The 23,984-nt window shown below is 69.3% G+C and carries 23 protein-coding genes and 1 pseudogene; 14 read left to right on the top strand and 10 right to left on the bottom strand.

The window, feature by feature from the left end; genetic code table 11:
• The first annotated feature begins 181 nt into the window (after positions 1–181).
• Positions 182–661 carry a phasin gene (locus F0357_RS12245; RefSeq protein ID WP_153481884.1) on the top strand — a complete coding sequence of 160 codons (480 nt, stop codon included), beginning with the start codon at positions 182–184 and terminating at the stop codon, positions 659–661.
• A 104-nt stretch (positions 662–765) separates the two neighbouring features.
• Here F0357_RS12245 and F0357_RS12240 read toward each other — a convergent pair whose 3' ends face one another.
• From F0357_RS12240 to F0357_RS12225, 4 genes and pseudogenes are all read right to left on the bottom strand, one after another.
• Entirely contained in the window at positions 766–1,551 is a 786-nt protein-coding gene (locus F0357_RS12240; protein ID WP_153481876.1) for a ribonuclease T2 family protein, read from the bottom strand.
• Positions 1,552–2,273: 722 nt separating this feature from the next.
• A pseudogene (locus F0357_RS25495) lies at positions 2,274–3,095 on the bottom strand (23S rRNA (adenine(2030)-N(6))-methyltransferase RlmJ); the annotation flags it as partial.
• 146 nt (positions 3,096–3,241) lie between these two features.
• Entirely contained in the window at positions 3,242–3,967 is a 726-nt protein-coding gene (locus F0357_RS12230; protein ID WP_153481861.1) for a DUF1013 domain-containing protein, read from the bottom strand.
• 232 nt (positions 3,968–4,199) lie between these two features.
• On the bottom strand, positions 4,200–5,180 hold the full coding sequence (locus tag F0357_RS12225; RefSeq protein WP_153486798.1) for an NAD(P)H-quinone oxidoreductase: 981 nt from the start codon (positions 5,178–5,180) through the stop codon (positions 4,200–4,202).
• A 279-nt stretch (positions 5,181–5,459) separates the two neighbouring features.
• Here F0357_RS12225 and F0357_RS12220 point away from each other — a divergent pair, with 279 nt between their 5' ends.
• Positions 5,460–5,651 carry a DUF1192 domain-containing protein gene (locus F0357_RS12220; RefSeq protein ID WP_153481858.1) on the top strand — a complete coding sequence of 64 codons (192 nt, stop codon included), beginning with the start codon at positions 5,460–5,462 and terminating at the stop codon, positions 5,649–5,651.
• A 337-nt stretch (positions 5,652–5,988) separates the two neighbouring features.
• Complete coding sequence (locus F0357_RS12215) at positions 5,989–6,285, top strand: hypothetical protein (RefSeq protein ID WP_153481856.1); 297 nt, start codon at positions 5,989–5,991, stop codon at positions 6,283–6,285.
• 12 nt (positions 6,286–6,297) lie between these two features.
• Here F0357_RS12215 and F0357_RS12210 read toward each other — a convergent pair whose 3' ends face one another.
• Together F0357_RS12210 and F0357_RS12205 are read right to left on the bottom strand one after the other, a co-directional pair.
• Positions 6,298–6,666: a cell division protein ZapA gene (locus F0357_RS12210; RefSeq protein WP_153481852.1), complete on the bottom strand. Its 369-nt coding sequence runs from the start codon at positions 6,664–6,666 to the stop codon at positions 6,298–6,300.
• A gap of 78 nt (positions 6,667–6,744) precedes the next feature.
• Entirely contained in the window at positions 6,745–7,026 is a 282-nt protein-coding gene (locus F0357_RS12205; protein WP_153481848.1) for a DUF4164 domain-containing protein, read from the bottom strand.
• Between the two features lie 349 nt (positions 7,027–7,375).
• Between F0357_RS12205 and tkt the strand changes: the two genes are divergently transcribed.
• The 7 genes from tkt to F0357_RS12170 all read left to right on the top strand — a co-directional run bounded on the left by tkt (position 7,376) and on the right by F0357_RS12170 (position 16,375).
• A complete protein-coding gene (gene tkt, locus F0357_RS12200; protein WP_153481844.1) occupies positions 7,376–9,370 on the top strand; it encodes a transketolase in 1,995 nt (664 codons plus the stop codon).
• A 122-nt stretch (positions 9,371–9,492) separates the two neighbouring features.
• On the top strand, positions 9,493–10,500 hold the full coding sequence (gene gap, locus F0357_RS12195; protein WP_153481837.1) for a type I glyceraldehyde-3-phosphate dehydrogenase: 1,008 nt from the start codon (positions 9,493–9,495) through the stop codon (positions 10,498–10,500).
• A 200-nt stretch (positions 10,501–10,700) separates the two neighbouring features.
• A complete protein-coding gene (locus F0357_RS12190; RefSeq protein WP_153481831.1) occupies positions 10,701–11,897 on the top strand; it encodes a phosphoglycerate kinase in 1,197 nt (398 codons plus the stop codon).
• A 180-nt stretch (positions 11,898–12,077) separates the two neighbouring features.
• Entirely contained in the window at positions 12,078–13,106 is a 1,029-nt protein-coding gene (locus F0357_RS12185) for a class I fructose-bisphosphate aldolase (protein WP_153481829.1), read from the top strand.
• 48 nt (positions 13,107–13,154) lie between these two features.
• Entirely contained in the window at positions 13,155–13,895 is a 741-nt protein-coding gene (locus tag F0357_RS12180) for a thiamine phosphate synthase (protein WP_153481827.1), read from the top strand.
• 26 nt (positions 13,896–13,921) lie between these two features.
• Positions 13,922–15,478, top strand: coding sequence for a tetratricopeptide repeat protein (locus F0357_RS12175; RefSeq protein ID WP_208948307.1), 1,557 nt, complete (start codon positions 13,922–13,924; stop codon positions 15,476–15,478).
• A 96-nt stretch (positions 15,479–15,574) separates the two neighbouring features.
• Positions 15,575–16,375: an inositol monophosphatase family protein gene (locus F0357_RS12170; RefSeq protein WP_153481823.1), complete on the top strand. Its 801-nt coding sequence runs from the start codon at positions 15,575–15,577 to the stop codon at positions 16,373–16,375.
• Between the two features lie 169 nt (positions 16,376–16,544).
• On the opposite strand, the gene F0357_RS12165 is transcribed toward F0357_RS12170, so the two are convergent.
• The gene (locus tag F0357_RS12165) at positions 16,545–16,781 is read right to left on the bottom strand and encodes a hypothetical protein (RefSeq protein WP_153481822.1); all 237 of its coding nucleotides are present in this window, start codon (positions 16,779–16,781) and stop codon (positions 16,545–16,547) included.
• Positions 16,782–17,054: 273 nt separating this feature from the next.
• Here F0357_RS12165 and F0357_RS12160 point away from each other — a divergent pair, with 273 nt between their 5' ends.
• Complete coding sequence (locus F0357_RS12160) at positions 17,055–18,041, top strand: flagellar motor protein MotA (protein WP_153481821.1); 987 nt, start codon at positions 17,055–17,057, stop codon at positions 18,039–18,041.
• Between the two features lie 92 nt (positions 18,042–18,133).
• Positions 18,134–19,165, top strand: a complete 1,032-nt coding sequence (locus F0357_RS12155; protein ID WP_376767801.1) for a peptidoglycan -binding protein — start codon at positions 18,134–18,136, stop codon at positions 19,163–19,165.
• A gap of 66 nt (positions 19,166–19,231) precedes the next feature.
• Here F0357_RS12155 and F0357_RS12150 read toward each other — a convergent pair whose 3' ends face one another.
• Both F0357_RS12150 and F0357_RS12145 read right to left on the bottom strand, forming a co-directional pair.
• Positions 19,232–19,621 (bottom strand): ester cyclase, encoded by a 390-nt coding sequence (locus F0357_RS12150; protein WP_153481816.1) that lies wholly within the window; start codon positions 19,619–19,621, stop codon positions 19,232–19,234.
• Between the two features lie 92 nt (positions 19,622–19,713).
• The gene (locus F0357_RS12145; RefSeq protein WP_153481813.1) at positions 19,714–21,480 is read right to left on the bottom strand and encodes an ABC transporter transmembrane domain-containing protein; all 1,767 of its coding nucleotides are present in this window, start codon (positions 21,478–21,480) and stop codon (positions 19,714–19,716) included.
• A 461-nt stretch (positions 21,481–21,941) separates the two neighbouring features.
• Between F0357_RS12145 and rpmE the strand changes: the two genes are divergently transcribed.
• A complete protein-coding gene (rpmE, locus tag F0357_RS12140) occupies positions 21,942–22,163 on the top strand; it encodes a 50S ribosomal protein L31 (protein WP_153481810.1) in 222 nt (73 codons plus the stop codon).
• Between the two features lie 143 nt (positions 22,164–22,306).
• Positions 22,307–23,182: an aromatic amino acid exporter YddG gene (yddG, locus tag F0357_RS12135; RefSeq protein WP_153481808.1), complete on the top strand. Its 876-nt coding sequence runs from the start codon at positions 22,307–22,309 to the stop codon at positions 23,180–23,182.
• A gap of 25 nt (positions 23,183–23,207) precedes the next feature.
• Here yddG and phbB read toward each other — a convergent pair whose 3' ends face one another.
• Positions 23,208–23,936, bottom strand: coding sequence for an acetoacetyl-CoA reductase (gene phbB / locus F0357_RS12130; protein WP_153481806.1), 729 nt, complete (start codon positions 23,934–23,936; stop codon positions 23,208–23,210).
• Positions 23,937–23,984: the final 48 nt, after the last annotated feature.

Genomic DNA, 23,984 nt, shown 5'->3' with positions numbered 1-23,984 from the left:
CTTGTGCGTTGCAAAAAAGATGTTGCAATGCACAAGACCCTATTTTATGGTTCGCTTCATCAAGCGGCGCTCGTTGCGCTGCGCCCATGCGTACGGTCGCCGGACCCGATCCGGCACCGCTGAAACCACCGGCCGAATGCGGCGTGTTGTCAGAGCCGCGTTGCCGCTCATGGAGCCTAAGATGACCGAGAAGCCCGCCACGCGCGCCGTCAAGAAGACCATCGCCGCCCTCCCGGCCGATCCGTTCACCGTGCCGAACGTCGAAGTTCCGGCCGTCGTCCGCGAGTTCGCGGAGAAGAGCGTCGCCCAGGCGAAGGAAGCCTACGCGAAGATGAAGACCGCGGCCGAAGAGGCGACCGACGCCCTCGAGGACGCCTACGAGACCTCCCGCAAGGGCGTGATCGACTTCAACATCCAGGCGCTCGACGCGGCCAAGACCAACACCGACGCGACCTTCGCGTTCTTCAAGGAATTCCTCGCCGCGAAGTCGGTGTCGGAGGCCCTCGAGCTGCAGACCGCCTTCGCGAGCAAGCAGTTCGAAGCCATCTCGACCCAGGCGAAGGGCTTCCAGGAGCTCGCCACCAAGCTCGCGACCGAGAGCGGCGCGCCGTTCAAGGGCGTGTTCGAGAAGGCGCTCAAGGACGTCAAGCTCGCCGCCTGATCCGGCCCGGCGCCTCGATCGAGCCGCGCTGACGACCAAACAACAAAGACGCCGCCGTGGTCGCCACGGCGGCGTCTTTCGTTTCGAAGGTGGTGTCGCGAAAATCAGCCGCCGCGGGCAGCGGGGATGTTGACCTGATCGGCCCGGCAGGCCGCCCGATCGACCTCGGGGCAGGCGCGGAAGCCGAGCGACTTGTCGAGGCAGACGCGCACCTCGCTGAGGCGGCGGCCGCGGCAGAGCACGGCAATGCCGTCCGCCTTCAGGCCCGGATTGGCCGCGATGAAGGCTGCCTCGATGTCCTTCGGCGCCGCCCGTGAGGCCGCGTCCGCGCTCGCATAGGCGGGCGGGATGTGCACCGCCGCGAAAGCCGCCCGCACCTTGGCGAAATAGCCCGCGGGGTCCTCGCCGTCACAGGTGCCGTGCTTGTCCCATTCGTGGCGGACGAGGCCCCGGCTCGGCATCACGTCGAGCATGCCGTCGACGACCGCGTTCGAGATCGGCGGCGGCGGAACCTCGCAGGACGAAGGATAGCCGTGCTCATATTGCGGCCACAGCCCGTGGACGACGAACGCGAACGGTCGCGCGGCGGCGCATTGCAGGGCGTCGCCCTCCCGCGCCCGCGCGCAATAGGTCGGCGACCACGACAGCGAGAGCACATAGAAATCGAAGGCGCCGGGCGTGCCGCCGCTCGGCGCGCGGGCCTGCTGCGCGCTCCCCGCCGCCGGCGCGGCGTTCGAAGGACCCGCGTCCTGCGCGCTTTCGTCCTGCGCCGCTGCGGGCTGGGAGATCGACGACAGAAACTCGGTCGAGACGATCCCGGCCGAGACGAGACCCGCCGATAGGCACGCGACCGCCACGAGCGCGGCCCGCAGCGGGCGATCTAAATTCATGATGGACCGAATCGACGATCCCGCCTTGCGCGCAAGACGACGCATGCCCCCTCCCCCTTCAATGGGCCGGCCGACGGGCGGCCGGGCCGTGGCGAGGCGCCGCCGTCGTCCGTCGCTCAGCGTGACGGCGCGGGCTTGGTGTCGCGGCAGGCGCCGTCGTAGACGCGATAATGATCGAGGCCGGCGAGGCAGACATCGACGTTCCAGCTCACGCCGACGAAGCCCTGATTCTGCGAGATCGAATAGAAGGCCTCGTCGGTGCTGCCGTTCGAGAGCACGACGTGGGCCGAGCAATAACGCCGCGCATAGGTGCTCGGCTGGTTCACGCTGTAGCCGGTCTGGACGACCCGGTCGGCGCTCTGAATGACGATCCCGCCATAATAGCTCTTGTCGGCCCGCGCGATGCGACGCGCCACGGCCTGCTGGATACCGGTGTCGTCGCAGGCGGGCACCGCATTCTGGGTCGCGGACGTCGCGGCGGGCTCGCCCAGGGCCGGATCGGCGGCCGAAGCCGGCACGATCGACAAAGCGAGAAGCGCGGCGGCCGAGACGGCCTTCAGGGTGCGACGAACGGACATGACGACAACTCCCGAGATGATCGACGAGACCATGCGGGAGCGTCGCGGGACGGTCAAGGACGCGCGGGCCACACTTGCGCCTCTTTTCGGACCCCGCGCGGGTCCGTGATAGGAGGCCTCAGCGCTCGGCGAGGCGGGTGACCCGCCAGCCGGCCCCTCCCCCTGAGCGAGGATCGCCGAGAACCAGGGCATCAGCCGGTCCATCTCGTCGGCGAGGGTCCACGGCGGGTTGATGACGACGAGGCCGGCGCCCGGCAACGGCCCGTCCTCGGTGACCCGGCGGACCCACAGGTCGATCGCGACGAGGCTGGTGGCACCGGCGGCCAGCAGCGATTTGTGCATCGCATCGACGCGGCCCATCGACTTGATCGGATACCAGCCGACATAAACGCCGGTCGGCCAGCGCTTCAGCGCCCGGGCGAGGCCGTCGCCGAGGCGTTCCATCTCGCCCGGCACCTCGAAGGCAGGATCGACCACGACGAGGCCGCGCCCCTCCTTCGGCGGCACGAACGAGCCGAGGGCGAGCCAGCCGTCGAGTTCAACCACCTTGGCGTGGCGGTCGCCGGCGAAGACGTGGGCGAGCACCTGCGAATCGAGCGGATGCAGTTCCACCGCGGTCAGCCGGTCCTGGCGGCGCAGCAGGCGGCGGGCGAGGACGGGCGAGCCCGGATAGGAGAGCAGCGTACCGTCCGGGTTCAGCGCGGCGACGACGTCGAGCCACGGCGCGAGCAGGTCCTCGATCTCCGCCGGCCGTTCCGCCTCGAGCACCCGGCCGATGCCGTCGCGCCACTCGCCGGTGCGCTCGGCCTCGTCGGAGGAAAGGTCGTAGAGGCCGATCCCGGCGTGGGTGTCGATGACCCGGAACGGCGCGTCCTTGCGGGCGAGATAGGTCAGGATACGGGCGAGGACGGCGTGCTTGACGACGTCGCCGAAATTGCCGGCGTGGAAGGCGTGGCGATAGTTCATCGGTGGTGCCGCCCGTCGCCCCTCGATCGGGACTTCTTAAGACAACGGGCCCGGAAATCCGGGCCCGCGAGGGAGATCTTTGTCGGGCCGACACGCCCAGGCGCCGCCGCCTCCTTCTCCCCCTCGGGGAGAAGGGAGGGGATGCCTCAGAGTTCGTCTTCGTCCTCTTCGCTCGGCGCACGCTTCATGGCGTTCAGCTTGGCGAACACGGCCTCCGCGTCGATCTCTTCCTCGTTGCGCGACGAGACGGGGGTCGGGCGGCTGAGGCTGGACAGGACTTCCGGCGCCGTCGTCTCCTCGACGGGAAGGAGCGTGCCAAGGCCTTCGTCCTCCTCGCGGCGCGGCGCCCCCTTGGAGCCCTTCTCGACCTCGAGATCGAGTTCGATCTGGCTGCACAGGCCGAGCGTCACCGGATCCATCGGGGTCAGGTGCTGCGCGTTCCAGTGGGTGCGCTCGCGGATCGAGGCGATCGTCGACTTGGTGGTGCCGACGAGGCGCATGATCTGCGCGTCTTTCAGTTCCGGATGGTTGCGCAGCAGCCAGAGGATCGCGTTCGGACGATCCTGGCGCTTGGAAACCGGGGTGTAGCGCGGCCCGCGGCGACGGCTCTCCGGCACACGCACCTTCGGGTCGGCGAGGCGGAGGCGGTGGGCGCGATCGTTCTGGGCGCGATCGATCTCCTCACGGGTGAGCTGGCCGGTCAGGATCGGGTCGAGACCCTTGATCCCCTGTGCGGCCTCGCCATCGGCGATCGCCTTCACCTCGAGGGGGTGCAGCTTGCAGAACGCGGCGATCTGCTCGAACGAGAGTGCGGTGTTCTCGACGAGCCAAACGGCGGTCGCCTTGGGCATCAGCGGCGCGGTGGCTGCCATCGGTCAAAATCCTCCTGGTACGCGCCCGACGGATATCCTCCGCCAGAGCCCTTCTCCGAACGCCGATCGTATGGGGAAGACGCTTATTATAGGCGCCCCCGCGGCCGGTGGCAAACGGGAAGGTGGGCGGAAATGCGCGGCGTCTCGATTGCCGGCTAAGTCAAAGGCCAAGCGATCTGCCGCTCATCATCGGCGCGCGCCAGTCGACCAGCGCAGATGCCTGTCTATTGCCTCACCCCACCTCCAGCATGATCTTGCCGATGTGGGTGGAGGTCTCCATCAGGCCGTGGGCGGCGCAGGCGTCGGTCAGGGGGAAGGTCTTGTGGATGACGGGGCGGATGGTGCCGGCCTCGATCAGCGGCCACACCTTCTCCTCCAGGGCCCGGGCGATCGCCGCCTTGAAGGCGACGTCGCGGGGGCGCAGCGTCGAACCGGTGTGGGTGAGGCGCTTCACCATCAGCCGGGTGAAGTCGAGCTGGCTCGCGGCGCCGCCGAGATTGGCGATCTGGAGGATGCGCCCCTCGACCGCCGCCGCCTGCCAATTGCGCTCCACATAGGAGCCGCCGACCATGTCGAGGATGACGTCGGCGCCGTGCCCGCCGGTCGCTTCCTTCACCACCTCGACGAAATCGCTCTTGTGATAATCGATCGCGAGGTCGGCCCCGAGATCGCGGCAGGCCTTGCACTTCTCCGGCGAGCCGGCGGTCGCGATCACCCGGGCGCCGAACGCCGTGCCGAGCATGATCGCGGCGGTGCCGATGCCCGAGGTGCCGCCGTGGACGAGAAGGACTTCGCCCGCCGCGAGCCGGCCGCGATCGAACACGTTGGTCCACACGGTGAAGAAGGTTTCTGGCAGCGCCGCCGCCTCGATGAAGGAGAGCCCGTTCGGCACCGGCAGGGCATTCGACCAATCAACGGGACAATATTCCGCATAGCCGCCGCCGGGCACGAGCGCCGTCACCCGATCGCCGATCCGCCAGCGCTCCGCCTCGAGCCCCAGCGCGACCACCTCGCCGGCGATCTCGAGCCCCGGAATGTCGGTGACGCCCTTCGGCGGCGGATAGCCGCCGCGGCGCTGGCTGACGTCAGGCCGGTTGACGCCCGCGGCCCGGACGCGGACGAGGACTTCGCGCGGCCCCGGACGGGGCAGCGGCCGGCGCTCCAGGATCAGCGCCTCGGGACCGCCCGGCCGGGGACAGCCGACGACCCGCATGGTGCCGCCGACGGCGAGCGGGGCCGGATCGAGCACGGTGTCGTGCGCCGCATCGGACGCGGAAGCGCTGGTCATGATGTGTCCTCCCTGCCGCGTCCTCGCGGACGCCCGTCCCGGCCGCGGCACGCGGCGCGGGACCCGATCGATCTGCCGCCGATCCTGCGCCCGACTTTACGTCCGGGCGGCACGCCCCGACAGGGCGGGCGGCGACGCGCCCGATCTTGTGAACGCGCCCGCTTCGCCTACACTGATCCTGGTCAACCGAGGAAGCGAGCCCCGATGCGCGACGACGAGCTGGCCCCGCGGCCGAAGCCCACCACCGAGACGCTGGGGGAGGATCTGTCGCGCCTCTCCGTCGCCGAGCTCGAAGGCCGGGTCGAACGCCTCAGGGCCGAGATCGCCCGCGTCGAGGCGGCGATCGCGGGAAGGCGCAGCGTCGAGGATGCTGCGAACGCGCTGTTCCGGCGCTAGGGTTCGCTCGGGACCGCGGGACGCGGCGGTCACGGAGAGACGAAGGGCCGTCGACAGGGAACTCGTCCGGGCCGCGCCGCTCCGGCCACCGTTGCGGTTCGCCGCGCGCGGGCGCCTCACGCGGCTCACTTATCCACGCTATCCACGTTATCCCCGCGCTCGCCGCGCCGCCCGCCGAAAACCACCTCTTGAGCGGCCGCGCCGGGGGTGCGACATCGAGGCTCGCGCGGTCGTGCCGGCCCCCTGCGCGTCTGCGTGACGTGCCGTCCACCGCCGTTTCAACGACCAAGCCTGAGGGGCGTACCCGGTGCCGCCGGACGCCCCTCCACGGACCCCGATGCCGAAGAACCTCGAGCCGAGTTTCGACGCGATCATCGCCCGCCGCAATGCGCTCGCCGCGCTGCCGCCGGGGGAGGATCGCGATCGCGCGGCGCTGGAACTCGACCGGATGGCGATCCGCGCCTTGGGTGCCGCGCTCGCGGCGAGCGGCGATCTGACCCCGGCCGCCGCCGAGCGAGTGCGCGGCTGGACGACGCCGGCGGTGCGCCCCGTCAACCGGGTGCACCGGCAGCAGGCGACGCTCGCCGCCGCGCTGCGGGGCTTCGGTCTTTCCGGCAATGAAGAAACGGATTGAGCCGCCGCGGCCTCAGGAGAGGCTCTGCGGCACCAGCACGTTGGCGAGCGCTTCGAGCCGCTCGGCGACCTGATCGATCTTCTGGGCCATCGAGGCTTCGACCTCGTCGGCGCGGGTCGCGATCGCCGCGCGGGAATCGCGCAAGCCCGCGACTTCGGCCTGGAGCGCCTTGATGGTCGCCTCCGCCTCGTTGAGGCGGTCGGCCATCATCACCCCGGCCATCACGGTGAGCCGCTGATCGCCGATCTCGCCGAAGCCGCCGCGCAATTGCTGGATGCACTCGTCGAACCGCCGCCCGAGGGCGAGGAGGCGTTCCTCCTCGCCGTCGTCGCAGGCCATGCGGTAATTGCGACCGTTGATGCTGACGTTGACCTGGGCCATGGGTCTCTACTGCGGGTCCTTTCAAGGGCACGGCACGGTTCGCACATCCCGAGGGACGCGCGGGGGACGCCAGGCCGCTCAGCCGCCGTGGCGCTCCAGCACGCCGCGGATCGACTCCATCGCCGCGACCAGACGGCGCGACACCTCGCGGTTCGTCTCCTCGAGCCGCGCCGAGCGGGCTTCCGCCTGATCGAGCGTCTGGGCGAGGCGCGAACGGTCGTCCTCGAGCCGGTGCAGCTCGTCTTCCAGGACGCTCGACGCGCGATCGCTCTGACCGCGCCGCTCGGCGACGGCCTCGAGGCGATCGATCACCGCCAGCAACCGGGCGAGGCTGGCATCGATGCTCGGCCTATCCCCCATCCCGACCTTTCCGCGCTGTCCGCCACACGAGGTGGGGCTGATTCTCTTTGGTCAACTTAGGGCTAGTCGTTTCCCCGGTCGAGAGGGCGCTCGCTGCGGAGCGCTCCTCAGGCCGTAAAGAGGGTGGAACGCGAGCCCGGCGCGGGGGTTAGGCGGGGGCAAGGTGCCGCCGCGGCGCGTTGACTCGCCTCGGCGACCTGCTATGTCCAAGGCGCCGAATCCGTCGGCCGCCCCCCGGCGTCGCGGTCATTTCCCCCGCGCGCCCTAACTGGCGGTCGTTCTGTTCCCCCACCTGCCGTCGCGCCTGGGGCCTTGCTCCGTGCCGCGCGGCCAAGTCGCGAGCGGACCCATGATCGACCTCAAGATGCAGACCCAGATGGCCAACGCCATCCGTGTGCTTTCCATCGATGCGGTGGAGAAGGCGAAGTCGGGGCATCCGGGCCTGCCGATGGGCACGGCGGACATCGCCACCACCCTGTTCACCCAGGTGCTGCGGTTCGATCCGTCTGCCCCGCACTGGCCGAACCGCGACCGCTTCGTGCTGTCGGCCGGCCACGGCTCGATGCTGCTCTATTCGCTGCTCTTTCTCCTCGGCTACGAGGATATGACGCTCGAGGCGATCGAGAACTTCCGCCAGCTCGGCTCGGCCGCCGCCGGCCACCCGGAATATGGCCACGCCGCCGGCATCGAGACGACCACGGGTCCGCTCGGCCAGGGCATCGCGACCGCCGTCGGCATGGCGCTCGCCGAGCGTCTCATGAACGCCCAGTTCGGCAGCGACCTGATCGATCATCGCACCTTCGTGCTGTGCGGTGACGGCGACCTGATGGAAGGCATCAGCCACGAGGCGATCTCGATCGCCGGCCATCTCAACCTGTCGCGGATGATCGTCCTCTACGACGATAACCACATCTCGATCGACGGACCGACGAGCCTCGCGGACTCGACCGATACGCTGAAGCGCTTCGAGGCGGCCGGCTGGGCCGCGACCCGGATCGACGGCTACGACATCGCAGAGATCCTCAAGACCATCGAGTGGGCAGAGACCACCGGCAAGCCGACCCTGATCGCCTGCCGCACCGTGATCGGCTTCGGCTCGCCGAAGAAGGCCGGCACCGCGGCCGCCCACGGCGCCCCGCTCGGGGCCGAGGAAGTGGCCGCCGCCCGCGCCTCCTACGGCTGGACCGCCGGTCCGTTCGAGGTGCCGGCCGAGATCCTCGAGGCTTGGCGCGCCGCCGGCCAGCGCTCGGTCGACGCCCGCAAGGAATGGGAGCGTCGCTACCGCGCCCTGCCCGCCGACGAGCGCGCCGAGTTCGACCGCCGCATCCGCGGCGACCTGCCGGCCGGCTTCGACGAGGCGATCCGCGCCTACAAGGCCCGCCTGTCGGCCGACAAGCCGAACGTCGCGAGCCGCAAGTCGTCCGAGATGGCGCTCGAGGTCGTCAACGCCGTCGTGCCCGAGATGATCGGCGGCTCCGCCGACCTGACCCACTCGAACCTGACCCGCACCAAGAGCCAGAAGGGCGTGGTGCCCGGCGACTATTCCGGCACCTTCGTCAACTGGGGCATTCGCGAGCACGGCATGGCCGCCGCCATGAACGGCATCGCGCTGCACGGCGGGTTGATCCCCTATTCGGGCGGCTTCCTGATCTTCTCGGATTATTGCCGTCCGTCGATCCGCCTCGCCGCCTTGATGGGCATCCGGGTGATCCACGTCTTCACCCACGATTCCATCGGCCTCGGTGAGGACGGCCCGACCCATCAGCCGGTCGAGCACCTCGCCTCGCTGCGCGCCATTCCGAACACGCTGGTGCTGCGCCCGGCCGACGCGGTCGAGGTCGCGGAAGCCTGGCAGCTCGCCCTCGAGCACCGCACCGGTCCGTCGCTGCTCGCTTTGTCGCGGCAGAACCTGCCGACGCTGCGCACCGAGCACGTGGACGAGAACCTGTCGGCGCGCGGCGCCTACGAGATCCGTCCGGCCTCGGGCGAGGCGAAGGTGTCGATCTTCGCCACCGGTTCGGAGGTCGCGATCGCGGTCGCCGCCAAGGCGTTGCTCGACGAGGCCGGCTGGCCGACCCGCATCGTCTCGGTGCCCTCGTTCGAGCTCTTCGAGAAGCAGTCGGACGAGTATAAGGCCTCGGTGCTCGGCACCGCGCCGGTGAAGGTCGCGGTCGAGGCCGCGATCCGCATGGGCTGGGACCGCTTCATCGGCGACGGCCCCTTCATCGGCATGTCGAGCTTCGGCGCCAGCGCGCCGATCGAGGTGCTCTACAAGCATTTCGGCATCACCGCCGAAGCGGTTGCGGACGCCGCGAAGGCCCGCGCCGCCAAACTCGGACTGTGATCCGACGACGGAGCCCGCGGCGGCTTGACCGCGGGCTTCGCCTTTGACCGTAGGAACGGACCGGGGCGCCGCAGCCCAATGCGACCCTTCGGCCCTCAAGCGACAGGGAACGGAGATCCAATATGGCTGTTCGCGTGGCGATCAACGGCTTCGGCCGCATCGGGCGTAACGTGCTGCGCGCGATCGTTGAATCGGGCCGCACCGACATCGAGGTGGTGGCGATCAACGATCTCGGCCCGGTGGAGACGAATGCGCATCTCCTGCGCTTCGATTCCGTCCACGGCCGCTTCCCCCACGAGGTCGTGGTGGACGGCGACACGATCGATGTCGGCCGCGGCAAGATCAAGGTGACCGCGGTGAAGGACCCGGCGACGCTCCCCCACAAGGAGCTCGGCGTCGACATCGCGCTCGAGTGCACGGGCATCTTCACCGCCCGCGACAAGGCGGCCGCGCACCTCACCGCCGGCGCCCACCGCGTCATCGTCTCGGCGCCCTCCGACGGCGCCGACCTCACCGTCGTCTACGGCGTCAACCACGACAAGCTGACCAAGGATCACCTGGTCATCTCGAACGCCTCGTGCACGACGAACTGCCTCGCCCCGGTCGCCAAGGTGCTCAACGATGCCGTCGGCATCGAGAAGGGCTTCATGACGACGGTGCACTCCTACACGAACGACCAGCCGTCGCTCGATCAGATGCACAAGGACCTCTACCGCGCCCGCGCGGCGGCCCTGTCGATGATCCCGACCTCGACCGGCGCGGCGAAGGCCGTCGGCCTCGTGCTGCCGGAGCTCAACGGCAAGCTCGACGGCACCTCGATCCGCGTGCCGACCCCGAACGTCTCGGTGATCGACTTCAAGTTCGTGGCCAAGCGCGCCACCACGAAGGACGAGATCAACGCGGCCGTGAAGGCGGCGGCCGAAGGCCCGCTCAAGGGCATCCTCGGCTACACCACGCTGCCGAACGTCTCGATCGACTTCAACCACGACGCCCATTCCTCGACCTTCGCCATCGACCAGACCAAGGTGCTCGACGGCACCTTCGTCCGCGTCATGGCCTGGTACGACAACGAGTGGGGCTTCTCGAACCGCATGAGCGACACCTCGGTCGCGCTCGCGAAGCTGATCTGACGCAAAAAGGGCGGGGCGCCGATCGGTTCCCCGCCCTTTTCGTCCCGGCCGCCGCGGGAAATCTCCGGCGATAAGCGACAGGAACCAGAGCGCCGCCGAACGGCGCCATTGAACGGGGACGCCGCGGGCGACGCGCCCGCCCGGTCGCCGCCACCCGCGTCCGCCGACCGAATCCTCATCCCAAACGGGACATTCGAACGATGGCTCAGTTCCGCACCCTCGACGACATCGCCGACGCCGCCGGCAAGCGCGTGCTCGTGCGCGTCGATCTCAATGTGCCGGTCAAGGACGGCGCGGTCAGCGACGACACCCGCATCCGCGCGGTCGCCCCGACCATCACCGAGCTCTCCGACAAGGGCGCCAAGGTGATCCTGCTCGCCCATTTCGGGCGTCCGAAGGCGAAGCGCGATCTCACCCAGTCGCTCGCCGTCGTGGTGCCGGCGCTCGCCGCGATCCTCGGCCGGCCGGTCGCCTTCGCCGACGATTGCATCGGCCCCTCGGTGACGAAGGCGGTCGCCGCCCTCGCCGACGGTGGCGTGCTGCTGCTCGAGAACACCCGCTTCCACGCCGGCGAAGAGGGTAACGACCCCGCCTTCGTCGATGCGCTCGCCGCGAACGGCGACCTTTACGTCAACGACGCCTTCTCGGCGGCGCACCGCGCCCACGCCTCGACCGAGGGCCTCGCCCATCGCCTTCCCGCCTTTGCCGGCCGCACCATGCAGGCCGAGCTCGAGGCGCTCGACAAGGCGCTCGGCACCCCGGTCCGTCCGGTGGTCGCGATCGTCGGCGGCGCCAAGGTGTCGTCCAAGATCGACCTCCTCGAGAACCTGGTTTCCAAGGTCGACGTCCTCGTCATCGGCGGCGGCATGGCGAACACCTTCCTCGCCGCCCAGGGCCACGATGTCGGCAAGTCGCTGTGCGAGCACGACCTCGCCGATACGGCGCGCAAGATCGTGAAGGCCGCGGACGCCGCCGGCTGCCGCATCCTGCTGCCGAGCGACGGCGTGGTCGCCTGGGAGTTCGCGGCCAACGCCCGGCACGAGACGGTCAAAGTCAACGCCGTTCCGGCCGACGCCATGATCCTCGACGCCGGCCCGGCGACGGTGAAGGAGATCGAAGCGGCGCTGGACAAGGCGAAGACGCTGGTCTGGAATGGGCCGCTCGGCGCGTTCGAGTTGACGCCGTTCGACGCCGCCACCGTGGCGGCGGCCGAGGCGGCGGCGAAGCGCACCCGCGCCGGCACGCTCCTGTCGGTCGCCGGCGGCGGCGACACCGTCGCCGCGCTCAACCATGCCGGCGTCGCGGGGGCGTTCTCCTACGTCTCGACCGCCGGCGGTGCCTTCCTCGAATGGCTCGAGGGCAAGCCGCTGCCGGGTGTCGAGGCGCTGAAGGCCTGATAGCCGGAGATTTCGCCCGCAGGCCCAGCGGGCACCGCCGTGTTCAACGGACGGACATGACAACAAGGGCATGATCGACGGGCGGCCGGACCGAAGGGTCCGGTCCCGGCCAAAGCCGGACCGGTCAAAGACCGGATCGCTTCGTCGCAACGCAACTGAAACGAAGAACGGGACCGGATCATGAGCGAACGGCTTGAAGACATCGCCGCCGCCCTCGTGTCGGGGGGCAAGGGCCTGCTTGCCGCCGACGAGAGCACCTCGACCATCAAGAAGCGCTTCGACGCCATCGGCCTCGAATCGACCGAGGAAAGCCGGCGGGATTACCGCGAGATGCTGTTCACCGCCGAGGCGATGAGCGATTCGATCTCCGGCGTCATCCTCTATGACGAGACCATCCGCCAGAGCGCCCGCGACGGCACCCCGCTCACCGATCTGATCCGCAAGGCCGGCGCCATTCCGGGCATCAAGGTCGACGAGGGCGCAAAGCCGCTCGCGAACTTCCCCGGCGAAAAGGTGACCGAAGGGCTCGACGGCCTGCGCGAGCGCCTCAAGGATTATTATGCCCGCGGCGCCCGCTTCGCGAAGTGGCGCGCGGTGATCGATATCGGCGATGGCCTGCCGACCTACGGCGCCATCCGCGCCAACACCCACGCGCTCGCCCGCTATGCCGCGCTCTGCCAGCAGGCCGGCATCGTGCCGATCGTCGAGCCGGAAGTGCTGATGGACGGCCCGAACGCCGTCCACGACGTGAAGACCTGCTACAACGTCACCGAGTGGACGCTGAAGACGCTCTACGAGGAGCTCTATCTCGCCCGGGTGACGCTCGAAGGCACGATCCTGAAGCCGAACATGGTCGTCGCCGGCAAGGACTGCGCGACCCAGGCGAGCCCCGAGGAAGTGGTCGAGCTCACCGTGAAGGTGTTCAAGGCCGCGGTTCCGGTCGCCGTGCCGGGCATCGCCTTCCTGTCGGGCGGTCAGTCGGACGAGCTCGCGACGCAGCACCTGTCGCTGATCAACGCCCTCGGCCCGCACCCCTGGAAGATCACCTTCTCCTACGGGCGTGCCCTCCAGGCGGCGGCGCTGCAGGCCTGGAACGGCCGGTTCGAGAACGTCGCCGCGGGCCACCGCGCCTTCAACCACCGCGCCCGCATGAACGCCCTCGCCGCCAAGGGCGAGTGGACCCCGGAGCTGGAGCGTCAAGCGGCCTGAGCCGGGATCCTTCCCGAACAAGGACGCCTTCCCGAACAAGGATACCCCTTGAGCAAGACCGTAAAGAAAGCCGGCGGCACCGCTGCCGCCGGCGCCGCCAAGTCGGGTGGCAAATCGGGTGGCCGCAAGCCGGCCGAACCGCAGCGCATCCGTCCGCGCGCCGTGCTGATCACGCCCCTCGGCGAGACCTCGACCGCGTTCGCGGCGACGCTCGCCGACGCGCTTGGAGGCGGCGACGCCGCCGCCGTGCTGATCGCGCCGGGCGACGTGGACTCCGCCATCCTGCAGCCCTTCGCCGAAGCCCTCGTTCCGGTGGCCCAAGGCGCCGGCGCGGCGGCGATCGTCGCCGGCGACACCCGCGTCGCCGGGCGCACCAAGGCGGACGGCGTGCATCTGCCGTCCGGGCACGAAGACCTCGCCCCGGCGCTCGAGACCTTCCCGCCCGCCCGCATGGTCGGCGTCGGACTGATCAAGGAGCGCGACGCCGCGATGGAAGCGGCCGAAGACGGCGCGGATTATGTGCTGTTCGGCCTGATCGACCGGGCCGATGCCGACGAGACCCATCCGAAGACGATCGACTTCGCGACATGGTGGGCCGAGGTGTTCGAGATCCCGTGCATCGCCGTCGCCGGCCGCACCCCCGAGGCTGTCGAGGCGGCGATCCGCACCGGCGCCGAATTCGTCGCCGTGCGCGCCGCCGTCTGGGAGCACCCGGACGGGCCGCAAGCCGGCCTCGCACAGGTCAACCGCCTCATCGATGCCGTGTTTGCGGAGCAGGGCCAATCCTGACGCGATATCGGCACGAGCGGTCCGCCATGAAGACGCCTTCGACGACGATGCCTTTCGACGCTCCCGGCGCGGTTGCCGATGGCGCGGGTCGCACGAGGCTTGCGGCTGCCGCCGGTCTTGTCGCCAACAGCCTCGCCGCCGCGACCCTCGCCGCGCTCGCCTTCGCCGCCGGTCCGGCGGCTGCGGAAGGCACCGAGACGGCGACCTCGGGAGCCGCCACGACGACCGCGGACACGGCGACCGCCCCCTCCGCCGGGGCCATGGCGCCGACCGGTGTCATCTCGCCGGCCGCCGTCGCCCCGACCGCCGGCCAGACATCGGGCGGCGCGTCAAGCGGAGCCCCGACCTCGGCGGATGCGCCCACCGACGGTGCCTCTCCGGCGGGCGCGCCAGCGAACGTCGCGACCCCGACCGTGAAGGGCGTCCAGACCGATCTGATCCGCCCGCCGGAATTCCCGGAGGCGGTCGCGCCGCAGGCCGGCGCCTTCCGCACCCCGGACCAGCAACTCAATCCAGACGGACGAATCAAGGACGCGTTCGGCCATTTCCGCGACGCACGGCCCGCTCAGGCGGCCGAGGGCGCAGCGTCCGGACAACCGGCGCCATCCGCCAAGCCGAGGGATGCCAAGGCGGGTGAAGCGAAGCCAGGCCAAGCCCAGCAGGACAGCGCCGGCGCATCGCCGGCGTGGGACAAGTCCGGGCCTGGCAAGACAGCGGGGAGCAAGACGGCGGGGAACAAGACCGCGACGGTCGACGACGAACTCGCCGACCCCGCTTATGCCCATTACATGGCCGGCAATTATCTGCGCGCGCTGACGCTGGCGACCGCCGCGGCGCAGAAGGGCGACGTCGCCGCCCAGACCCTGCTCGGCCTCATCTACGAAAGCGGCCACGGCGTGCCGCGCAACCTCGCCAAGGCACGCAGTTGGTATGAACTCGCCGCCGAACACGGTTCCGCGGCGGCCGCCTATCAGCTCGGCCTGACCTACGTCCATTCCCGCAACGAGAACGATCTCGTCCAGGCGGCAAAATGGTTCGACCAGGCCGCCAAGGCCGGCAACACCGATGCCGCCTTCAATCTCGGCGTGCTCTATCTCCAGGGCAAAGCGCGGCCGCGCGACGCCAAGAAGGCGGGCGACCTGTTCCAGCTCGCGGCGGACTCCGGCAGCGCCGACGCCCAATATGCCCTCGCGGTGATGTACGACACCGGCGACGGCCGCAAGCAGGACGAGATGCTCGCCTCATTCTATTTCGGGCGCGCCGCCCGGGGCGGGCACGTCGATGCCATGGTCGAGTACGGCATCCGGCTCTACAACGGCAACGGGATCGTCGCCGACGAAAAGCAGGCGGCGAACTGGTTCCGCCGAGCCGCCGAGCTCGGCAGCCCTCTCGCGATGACGCGGCTCGCCCGGCTTTATGCGCTCGGCCGCGGCGTGCCCGCCGATCCGGTCCAGGCCGTGAAGTGGGCCACCATCGCCCGCCACCAGGGCCTCGACGACCATTGGCTCGACCAGTTCGTCGCCGATCAGAGCGAGACCGTGCGCCAAGAGGCGAGCGACGAAGCGAGCCCCTGGCTTTTCTGACGGCCTCCCATCCCCTTCTGGGGGTTGCGCGGGGCCGGCGATTGTGATCGTTGAGCCGCGCATTCCCACCCCTCCGTTCGCGTCTGGAATTCTGCGATGGCCCGCTCCGCCCTTCTCAACGTCATGGTCCAAGCCGCCCTCAAGGCCGGCCGCGGGCTGGTCCGCGATTTCGGCGAGGTCGAGCAGCTCCAGGTCTCCCGCAAGGGACCGGGCGATTTCGTCTCCGCCGCCGACAAGCGCGCGGAGACGACGATCCGCCAGGAGCTCGAGAAGGCGCGGCCGGGCTGGGGCTTCAAGATGGAGGAATCGGGCGTCATCGTCGGCACCGACCAGAGCCACACCTGGCATGTCGATCCGCTCGACGGCACCTCGAACTTCCTGCACGGCGTGCCGATCTTCGCCGTCTCGATCGGCCTCGAACGTCAGGGGCAGATCGTCGCGGGCGTCGTCTACAATCCGATCATGGACGAGCTCTATGTCGCCGAGCGCGGCGGCGGCGCGTTCCTCAACGACCGGCGCCTGCGGGTCGCCCAGCGCCGCGATCTCGAGGATTGCGTCGTCGGCACCGGCATCCCCCATCTCGGCCGTCCCGAGCAAGGCCGCGCCCTGCTCGAAATGCGCGAGATCATGGGCGACGTCGCCGGCGTGCGACGCTTCGGCGCCGCGGCGATCGACCTTTGCTGGGTCGCCTCGGGCCGTCTCGACGGCTTCTGGGAGCACGGGGTGCACCCGTGGGATATCGCCGCCGGCCTCCTCATCGTGCGCGAGGCGGGCGGTTTCGTCTCCGACTTCGCCGGCCGCGACGACATGTTCTCGACCGGCAACATCGTGGCCGGCAACGAGGCGATCCACGGCGCCCTGCTCGGCAAGCTGAAGGCCGTCCACGCCCGCGGCTGACCATAATCGGCGCGACAACGCCTGTCAGGGCGGAAAGGCCGTGCCTGAACCTGACCCGACGACGTTAGGGCTGTCGGATCAGGTTAATGTGCGGTGGGCCGCGTCTGGGCGGGAGAACGTCCGGGGCTGCCCGGCCGCTTCTGCTCAAAAGCCGATACTCTCAAGGCCGTCAGCCGATACTTTCGACGCCAGCGGCGAAGCCCTGACCCATAGTCGTTAGATCCCGCCCAATCTGATCAAAAGTCGAATAATTGGGTTCCTGACCAGCCATATTGAGAGCCGGTTCCGGGAAGCCTCCACCGGAAATCGTCTCAAGGGCGGGATCATTCAGGGCGCCATTGCTAGCGGCCGTAACGGTTGCTCCGTTATTTTCAGTGTATTCAGCGTGCGTGCTCTGAGTCTTCATGATTAATACTCGATGTTTGCCATGCGTCATGGCGTTGTTGACGATGTTTAGGATACGAACATCAAACACATCGGGTCAATGTCATTAAGTATTTGATGTGCAAACATGTCGAATGTTTAACCTGGAATACAGAATACGTTAGGAAAAATACCCGTTCCGGGTAAGGCCCGTGGCGGAGCGCAGCGCGGGCCCCGGGGCGCGGCGAATTTCCGCTTTAAGCATGTTGCGCATTCGCGCTATGGAGGACGCTCCGAGCCACCTACAGTGTGGATCATGGCGCGCGCATCCGATCCCTATCGTCTGTCCCGGCCGCAGGTCTTCCTGTGGCGCATGGTCGTTTTCCTGGTGATCGTCGCCTGCATCGGCGTCGTGCTCTACCGCTCCATCGCGACCGCCTTCATGGCCAATCCGGGCCTCAACGGGCTGATCTTCGGCGTGCTCGGCATCGGCATCGTGCTCGCCTTCCGCCAGGTGGTCCGGCTGTTCCCCGAGGTCGCGTGGGTCAATTCCTACCGCACCGGCCAGCAGAGCATCCAGGTTCGCCGCCCGCCGGTGCTGCTCGCCCCGATGGCGACGCTGCTCGGCGACCGGCTCGGCGACCGCGTGCTCTCCGCCCCGGCGCTCAAGACCATTCTCGATTCGATCGGCACCCGCCTCGACGAAGCTCGCGATATCGCCCGCTATCTGACGGGCCTGCTCGTCTTCCTTGGCCTGCTCGGCACGTTCTGGGGTCTGCTGCAGACGGTGTCGTCTGTCGGCGCCACCATCGGCTCGCTCGACGTCAGCTCGCAGGATGCAGCGGTGCTGTTCGAGGATCTGAAGGCCGGCCTCGCTGCGCCGCTCTCCGGCATGGGCATCGCCTTCTCGTCCTCGCTGTTCGGCCTCTCGAGCTCGCTGATCCTCGGCTTCCTCGACCTTCAGGCCGGTCAGGCGCAGAACCGCTTCTACACCGATCTCGAAGATTGGCTGTCGAGCGTCACCGACATCGTCTCGAGCGGCGACGCCGTGCCCCTCGCCCCGCCGACCGACATGCGCGAGGCGCTCGACCGGCTCGCCGCCGTGGTCCAGGACAGCGCCTCGGGGCGCAACGCCACCGCCGCGATGGCGAACCTCGCCGAGGGTATTCAGGGCCTCGTCCAGCATCTGCGCGCCGAGCGCCAGATCCTGCGCGATTGGACCGAGGCCCAAGCGCGCCAGCAGGACCGCATCGAGAAATTCCTCGAAACCCTGTCGGGCGCCGTCGAGCGCGAGCGCGGCTGACGCGCCCCACACCGGCGCCGGCCGATCGAACCGAACCTGCTCGCTGATGAAGGCCCGGTAAGCCCGTCCGCAGGCGGGCGGGCCGGAGGGAGATGAAGATGCCGCTCTCGCGCCGCCGCGTGGCGACCGTCGATCAATGGCCGGGTTATGTCGACGCCCTGTCGACCCTGCTCATGGTCTTCGTGTTCCTGCTCTCCGTGTTCATGGTCGCGCAGTTCTTCCTGAGCCGCGAAGTCACCAACAAGGACACGGTGCTGACGCGCCTCAACGCCCAGATCGCCGAGCTGACCCAGCTCCTGTCGCTGGAGCGGGCCGCCAAGGGTGACATGCAGAACCAACTGAGCCAGCTCCAGGCGAGCCTCGATTCGGCGACCGCAGAGCGCGACCGCCTGCAGGGGCTGCTCAGCAGCGCCGAAGGCGTCGCCGGCTCGGCAGGCGGCGAGCTCGGCGCTCTCAAGAGCGCGCTCACCAACCAGCAGCAGGTGAGCCGCGACGCCCTCGCGCAGGTCGAGCTTCTCAACCAGCAGATTTCCGCGCTGCGCCGGCAGATCGCCGCGCTCGAGACGGCGCTTGGCGCCTCCGAGCAGAAGGACAAGGAATCCCAGACCCAGATCGCCGATCTCGGCCGCCGCCTCAACGTCGCGCTCGCCCAGAAGGTCCAGGAGCTGACGCGCTACCGCTCCGACTTCTTCGGCCGGCTGCGTGAGATCCTCGCCGACCGTCCCGACATCCGCGTCGTCGGCGACCGCTTCGTGTTCCAGTCGGAAGTGCTGTTCTCGTCCGGCTCCGACGTGATCAACGGCGAAGGCCGGGTCGATCTCGACAAGCTCGCCGACGCGATCCTCCAGCTCGAGAAGGAGATCCCGCCGGAGATCAGTTGGGTGCTGCGCGTCGACGGGCACACCGATTCGCGCCCCTTGAGCGGCGCCGGCCGGTTCCGCAACAACTGGGACCTCTCGGCCGCCCGCGCCATCGCCGTGGTGCAATATCTGATCTCGAAGGGCGTCTCGCCGGATCACCTGGCCGCCGCCGCCTTCGGCGAATATCAGCCGCTCGACACCGCCGACACCGACGACGCCCGCGCCAAGAACCGCCGCATCGAGCTCAAGCTGACGGAGCGCTGAGGCGCCGGCCTCGCGCGCCGCCTCGACGATACGACGTCAGGACCGTCGTGAAGGGACGCGCCATCTCTAGAGCCCGAGCTGAGCTTCGATCGCCGCCTTGTCGATCAGGGAGAACACCTCGGCGATCTTGCCTGCGACGAGGGTGTAGAAGGCGTGCTCATGGAAGACCACGCGCCTTCCGTTGACCGGTAGACCGAGGAATTCGCCGATCGGTACGCAATCGAGGCGTATCCTGGATGCGATATGACCCTCATCCGCCACGACGAGAGCGAGGTTGAACTGGAGGTCTGGGATATCACGGCAATTCTCTTCGAGCATGGCGCGATAGCCGTCCACCCCGAGACGCCGCCCATTGTGAATGGCGCCATCCGCCACGAATTCACCGAGCCTTTCCCAGTCCCGGGCATTCAGGCAGGCGATGTAGCGGTCGTAGAGGATGGTCGTGTCGTTCGGCATAAAGCCGGAACGCGCGAGGAAGCCGACCGTTCCGGTTGGGTAGTGCCGACCGGGAGGTCCGTGCTCTGCCGTAAGGCGCCGGCCGCCGCCGTTCAGCCCAGGGCCGCCCGGCTCTGGTCGAGCGCTTCGGCGCCGGCCTCGAACTGCAATTGGGCGAGACGGGCATAGAGGCCACCGCGGGCGACCAAGCTCGCGTGGTCGCCTTCCTCGACGATGCGGCCGCCTTCGAGGACCAGGATGCGGTCGGCGTTGAGCACCGTTGCGAGGCGGTGGGCGATGACGAGGGTCGCCCGGCCGCGGCGCAGTTCGTCGAGGGCGGCCTGCACCGCCGCCTCGCTCTCGGCGTCGAGCGCACTCGTCGCCTCGTCGAGGAGCAGGATCGGAGCGTCCTTGAGGATCGCCCGGGCAATGGCGATGCGCTGGCGCTCGCCGCCCGAGAGGGTGACGCCGCGCTCGCCGACGATGGTGTCGTAGCCCTGCGGCAGCCGCGCCGCGATGGCGTCCACCCGTGCCGCCGCCGCGGCGGCACGCACGGCGGCCGGGTCGGCGTCGGGACGGCCGAAGCGGATGTTCTCGGTCACGCTCGCGGCGAGGATCGTGGTGTCCTGGGGCACGATGGCGATGCGCCGGCGCAGGGCCGCGAGCGAGGTGGCGCGCAGATCGACGCCGTCGATGACGACGCGGCCCGCATTCGGGTCGTAGGAACGCAGCGCGAGGGCGAACAGGGTCGACTTGCCGGCGCCCGAGGGGCCGACGATCGCGACCGTCTCCCCGGCCGAGACGCGGAAGCTGACGTCCTTGAGCGCCGGTCCCGCCCCCGCCTTGTAGGCGAAGCTGACGTCCTCGAAGGCGAGCGTGGCGTCGCGGCCGGCCGGAAGCGCCACCGGGTTCGCCGGATCGGCGACCTCGGAGTGCTCGGCGAGGAGTTCGCCGAGCCGTTCGGCCGCACCGGCCGCCTGGGAGATCTCGCCCCAGGTCTGGGAGAGTTCGCCGAGCCCGCCCGCCGCGAACACGGCATAGAGCACGAACTGGCCGAGGGCGCCCGGCGTGACGCGGCCGGCGAGCACGTCCTGCGCGCCCATCCACAGCACGACGACGATGCTCGAGAAGACGAGGAAGATGCCGATCGCGGTCAGAATGGCGCGGGCGCGCATGGCGCCGCGGGCAGCGACGAAGGCCCGCTCCACACCGTCGCGATAGCGCGCCGCCGCATAATCCTCGCTGGTGAAGGCCTGGAGGCTGCGCACCGCTCCGACCGCCTCGGTAGCGAAGCCGGAGCTTTCGGCGAGCACGTCCTGCGCCTCGCGGGAGCGGCGGCGTACCGCCCGGCCGAAGCCGACGAGGGGCAACACGATCACCGGGATGGCGGCGAGCACGAGCGCGGAAAGGCTCGGGCTCGTCACCACCATCATCACCGCGGCGCCGAGGAAGAGCACGAGATTGCGCAGCGCGACCGAGGCGGACGAGCCGACCGCGCTCTTGACCTGGGTGGTGTCGGCGGTGAGCCGCGACACGATCTCGCCGGACATGGTGCGGTCGAAGAAGGCGGGCGAAAGCCGCACCACATGGGCGAACACGGCGGCGCGCACATCGGCCACCACCCGCTCGCCGAGCCAGGTGACGAGGTAATAGCGCGAGGCGCTCGCCGCCGCGAGAACGGCGACGACGCCGATCAGCCAGAGGAAATAGCTGTTCACCAGGGCCGCGTTGTCGGCGACGAAGCCATGGTCGATGACCCGGCGCAGCGCCAGCGGCACGGCGAGCGTCGCGGTCGCCGCCGCGACGAGGGCGACGAGCGCACCGGCGACATGGCCGCGATAGCGCGCGACGAAGGGCACGAGCAGGCGCAGGGGACGCATCCGGGATCGGCGCGCCTCCTTCTCGGAGCGCCCCGACGCCCCCGACGTCGATTCGGCGGACTTGGACTGGGCCGAAGCGGACTCGCCCGACCTGGGCTCGGCCAACTTGGACTCCGCGAACTTGGACTCGGCCGACACGTGGCGAACTCCCGAACGTCTTTTTGGTGCTTCCGTCGCGCACCCCGGCCTCAAGCCGGCACGACGCCTCCCCGCGCCCGCAGAAAACACGCGCGGCGCCGCGCCGCAAGCGCACCGCGCCCTTGTCGTGGCGGCGCTCCTGGGATATATCGTCGCCCTCGAACTCACCGGCCGCGGCCTTCACGGGCGCGCGGCCGTGTCGTTGAAGGACGGTGCCGCCGATCAGGATGGGGCCGGCCGGTCGAACGGGCCCGCGGATGCGCCGGCCGGACACGACCCCCTCGGCGACACCCGATGGCCTCAGACGTGCGGGATTTAAGACCATGAAGAAGGACATCCACCCCGATTATCACCGCATCAAGGTGGTGATGACCGACGGCACCGAATATTTCACGCACTCGACCTGGGGCAAGGAAGGCGATGTCATGACGCTCGACATCGACCCGCGCACCCATCCGGCGTGGACCGGCGGCCAGCAGCAGCTTCTCGACCGCGGTGGCCGCGTGTCGCGCTTCAAGAACAAGTACGGCAACCTGCTCGGCTGAGTCTTCGCCGCAGGGCCTTCGACGAGCCGCGCCGGGCGACCGACGCGGCTTTTCGCGTATGGACGTGCCGGACCGCTGGGTGGCATCGCGACCGCTCGGAAGCCGGCCCCCGAGCATGCCCCTCATGAGATGATCCGCGCCCGATGACCCGCTCGTCCGCCACGCTCGTCGGCCTCACCGCGATCCTGATGTGGTCGATGCTGGCATTGATGACCGCGGCGTCCGGGGCGGTGCCGCCGTTCCTGATGAACGCGCTCTGCTTCGGCATCTCGGGTGTCGTGGGGCTCGCGATCGTCCGGGCGCGGCAGGGCTCGTTCGCGGTGCTGCGCCAGCCGTGGCCGGTGTGGGCGCTCGGGGTCGGCGGCCTATTCGGCTACCATTTCCTCTATTTTACCGCGCTCAAGGCGGCGCCGCCGGCCGAGGCGAGCCTGATCTGCTATCTCTGGCCGCTGCTGATCGTGCTGCTCTCCGGCCTGTTGCCGGGCGAACGGCTGAAGCCGCACCACATCGCGGGCGCGCTGTTGGGGCTCGTCGGGGCGGCTTTGATCGTCACCAAGGGCGGCACCGCGCTCGCGCTGTCGCCGGCGAACGCCTTCGGCTACGGCGTCGCGCTCGCCGCGGCGTTGGTGTGGGCGGGCTATTCGGTGCTGTCGCGGCGCTTCGCCGGCGTGCCGAGCGAGGCGGTGGTGGGCTTCTGCCTCGCGACCGCGATCCTCTCCGCCCTCTTCCACATGATCGGGGAACCGGCGATCTGGCCGGCGCGCCTCGGCGAATGGCTCGCCGTGGTCGGGCTCGGCCTGTTGCCGGTCGGCCTCGCGTTCTTCACCTGGGACATCGGCATGAAGCGCGGCGACATCCAGGTGCTCGGCGCCGCCGCCTATGCGGCGCCGCTGCTGTCCACCTTGCTGCTCGTCGCCTTCGGCTTCGCGGCACCGACCTGGAGCCTCGCCGCCGCCTGCGTGCTGATTTCCGGCGGCGGCCTCATCGCGGCGAAGGACATGCTGCGCCGGCGCGGGTGAGCCCGCGCGCCGGCGATGGCGGGCGTCAGCCGTTCGCCAGATATTGCCCGCCGTTGATCGTCAGCACCGAGCCGGTCATGAAGCCGGAGGCGTCCGAGGCGAGATAATTGACGAGCGCCGCGATCTCCGACGCCTGACCGAGGCGGCCGGCCGGAATGCCGGCGATGATGCCTTCGAGCACCTTCTCCGGCACCGCCTGGACCATGTCGGTGTCGACATAGCCCGGGCAGATGCAGTTCACGGTGATGCCCTTGCGAGCGCTTTCGAGGGCGAGCGCCTTGGTGAAGCCGATGATGCCGGCCTTCGAGGCGGAATAGTTCACCTGGCCGATCTGGCCTTTCTGGCCGTTGATCGAAGAGATGTTGATGATGCGGCCGAAGCCACGCTCGCGCATGCCCTCGATGACCGGCCGGGTCACCGCATAGAGCGAATCGAGGTTGGTGCGCAGCACCGCCGACCACGCGTCGTAATCCATCTTGTGGAACCAGCCGTCTCGCGTGATTCCGGCATTGTTGACGAGCACCGAGATGGGGCCGACCTCGCGCTCCACGGCGGCGATGCCCTCGGCGGACGCCTTCACGTCACTGACGTCCCACTTGAAGACCGGGATGCCGGTCTCGTCGCGAAACGCATGCGCCTTCTCGACATTGCCGGCGAAATTCGCGGCGACGTCGAAGCCGGCGATCTTGAGGCCCGTCGCGATCGCGGCGCCGATGCCGCGGGTGCCTCCGGTGACGAGGGCGACCTTGCTCATCCATTCCTCCCTGATGCGGACGCCGGGCGAAGGCCGCGGTCCGATAGA

The sequence above is a fragment of the Segnochrobactrum spirostomi genome (genome assembly GCF_009600605.1).
Classification (GTDB): domain Bacteria; phylum Pseudomonadota; class Alphaproteobacteria; order Rhizobiales; family Segnochrobactraceae; genus Segnochrobactrum; species Segnochrobactrum spirostomi.
This window is presented reverse-complemented; position numbering and strand designations above follow the sequence as displayed.